Annotated in this window: 2 protein-coding genes and 1 pseudogene; 2 read left to right on the forward strand and 1 reads right to left on the reverse strand. The window is 67.6% G+C overall.

The genetic code is table 11. The features are described 5' to 3' along the window. Positions 1 to 236, reverse strand: a 236-nt coding sequence (locus QZY06_RS00720; protein WP_295678905.1) for a response regulator, incomplete at its 3' end; no start/stop codon positions are given. Between the two features lie 192 nt (positions 237 to 428). Between QZY06_RS00720 and fdxA the strand changes: the two genes are divergently transcribed. Next, the gene (gene fdxA / locus QZY06_RS00725) at positions 429 to 752 is read left to right on the forward strand and encodes a ferredoxin FdxA (RefSeq protein ID WP_295678907.1); all 324 of its coding nucleotides are present in this window, start codon (positions 429 to 431) and stop codon (positions 750 to 752) included. A 55-nt stretch (positions 753 to 807) separates the two neighbouring features. After that, positions 808 to 2,477 (forward strand): annotated as a pseudogene (locus QZY06_RS00730) (hypothetical protein); the annotation flags it as partial.

A 2,477-nucleotide genomic window follows, 5' to 3' on the forward strand; every position in this document is an offset into this window, starting at 1 on the left:
GTCAGGATCAGCACCGGCGTTTCCAGCCCGGCGCGGCGGGCATCGGCGAGCACCTTCAGCCCATCGCGTCCCGGCAGGCCGAGATCGAGCAGCACCAGTTCGTAAGCCGTGGCCTGCCAGTGATCGGCGGCGGCAACGCCATCGCGAACCCAATCCACCGCGTGGGCGTTGAGTGCCAGACTGCGCGCCAGCGCTTCCCCGAGCATCGCGTCGTCTTCGACCAGCAGGATTCGCATCAGTGAATGGGCTCGGTCAAAACGTGATCTTCCGGCTGATTTTCGACCGCCAGTATCGCGGCCGATCCTTAAGTGCTGATTAACGTTACCGAGGCCTGACTCCGTCGTCGCGCTCCTTCTCGCGACCGACATCGTCACAACCGGCAATAACACCGTAAAATCCGTTACCTGTTACCGCCTGCCTCGAGTGCCATGACCTTCGTCGTCGTTGAAAACTGCATCAAGTGCAAATACACGGACTGCGTGGAAGTCTGCCCGGTGGATTGCTTCCATGAAGGCCCGAACTTCCTGGTCATCGATCCGGAAGAATGCATCGATTGCACGCTGTGCGAACCAGAGTGCCCGGCCAACGCCATCCTCGCAGAGGATGATGTGCCGGAAGACCAGAAACATTTCATCGCGCTGAACAAGGAATTGTCGGCCGAGTGGCCGGTGCTGACCGAAAAGAAGGACGGTCTGGCCGGCGCCAAGGACTGGGACGGCAAGCCCGACAAGTTCAAGCTGCTGGAACGCTGACGCTCGCGCTCCCCCTGAGCCTCCTGCGCCGAACTCAGAATCCCCAGCCCGGCGCGTGAGTCCTTCCTGCACGCCGCTGCTGCTGTTCGCGCCAGGAACCGCGTTCGTCGATCAGGTCGCCCAACGGCTGATCGACGAGCATCGCCAGCGCTTGCCGGACCTGTCCGGGCTGACGCTGGTGGTCGCCACGCCGCTCCTGGTGCGGCCACTGCGCGAAGCGCTGGTGCGTGCCGCCGGCGCTGCGCTGCTGATGCCGCAGCTACTCAGCCTCACGCAACTGGCGGCGCGGTATCGAGCCGGCGATGCACCGGTACCGCTGTCGGCCCCACTGTCGGCATTGGCCTGCCGGCTGCAACTCGCCGAGTGGCTGACTCGACTGAGCAGCGTGTTTCCCGGTCGCGATCCCATGCAAGTCGCCGACGCCCTGTTCCAGCTGTTCGAGGAACTGGCGCTCAATGCCGTGCAGCTGCCCGAGCGGCTCGAGGACTTTGCCGAACAGCTCCGCATTGCTTATGCCGCGCCGGAACTGGACGCGCTGTCGCGCGAAGCGCAGCTGGTTCATCAGCTGTGGCGGGCCTACACCGAGGAGATCGGTGACCGCGCCCCGGCCGTCGCCCATCTGCGGGCACTGCAGGCTGCCTGCCTGGATCTCCGCGACACCTGGCTGATCGGCCATGACCATTTGAGCCGCGCCGAGGCCCGTCTGCTGGCGCTGCCGCTGGCCGAGGGACGGCTGGCGCTGTGGTCCCGGGGCCGCAGGGGTGGTCGTGACGGCGAGGCGCCGAACCGACTCGCCAGCCTGCTCGATCTGCCGGCGATCGAAGTACCGGCGCAGTCGACGGTGCGCAGCCGCCTGCTCGACGCGCTGTTCGCGCTCGGCGACGGCAGCCTGGCCGAGCGCGCCCGGACGCTGGCTGCCAGCGGTCCCTGCGGCATCCGCCTGGTGGCCGCATCGTCGCCCGAGCACGAAGCGCGGATCGTCGAACTGGCGGTGCGCGAAGCCCTGCTCGCCGGCCATCGCGAGGTGGTCGTGGTCAGTGGTGATCGTCGTCTCGCCCGCCGCCTGCGTGCCCTGCTCGAACGCGCCGGCATCGCGCTCGATGATCGTATCGGCTGGACCTTGTCGACCAGCCGCGCCGCGGCGACGTTGTCGGCCTGGCTGGAATGTCTGGAAACCGGCTTCCACTACCGGCCGCTGCTCGATCTTCTGAAATCGGGTTTCTTCCGCGGCGAGCCGGTAGAGCGCCCTGAGCCGCCACTGGCTGCGCGGCTCGACCAGTTGCTGCACTTCCCGCCACGCGATCTGAAAACAGCGCCGCGCGCCGGCCTCGCCGCCCTGCAGAAGCTTGTCGACGACCGCTGGCCGGCGCTGTTCGAGCGCCTGCAGCGCGCCGGCAGCGAGTTGCCGGTGAGCGGCCCACCGCGCCTGGCCGTCGAGTGGGCGCGGGCAACGCTGGCCAGCTTGAACGTGGTCGGCCTGTCGGCCGGGTTAGCCGATGACGATGCCGGATCGCAGGTAATCGCCGCGCTGCGGCAGCTGGAACAGGCGCTCGACGGCCTGCCGCTGCGGCTGCGCTGGTCGGAGTTTCGCGCCCTGCTCGACCGCCATCTAGAAACCTCGACCTTCCGGCCGGAAGTCGATCCCGGCCTGCCGCGCGTGCCGCTGCTGACCTTGGACCAGACTGCCGGCCTGTCGGCCGACGTCATCGTGCTGGCGTCGGCGAC

The organism is uncultured Nevskia sp. (genome assembly GCF_903885465.1).
Lineage (GTDB): Bacteria > Pseudomonadota > Gammaproteobacteria > Nevskiales > Nevskiaceae > Nevskia.

What these genes read in the sequence shown, in the direction of transcription:
- fdxA (WP_295678907.1), top strand. Translation starts at nt 429, where the DNA reads ATGACCTTCGTCGTCGTTGAAAACTGCATCAAGTGCAAATACACGGAC.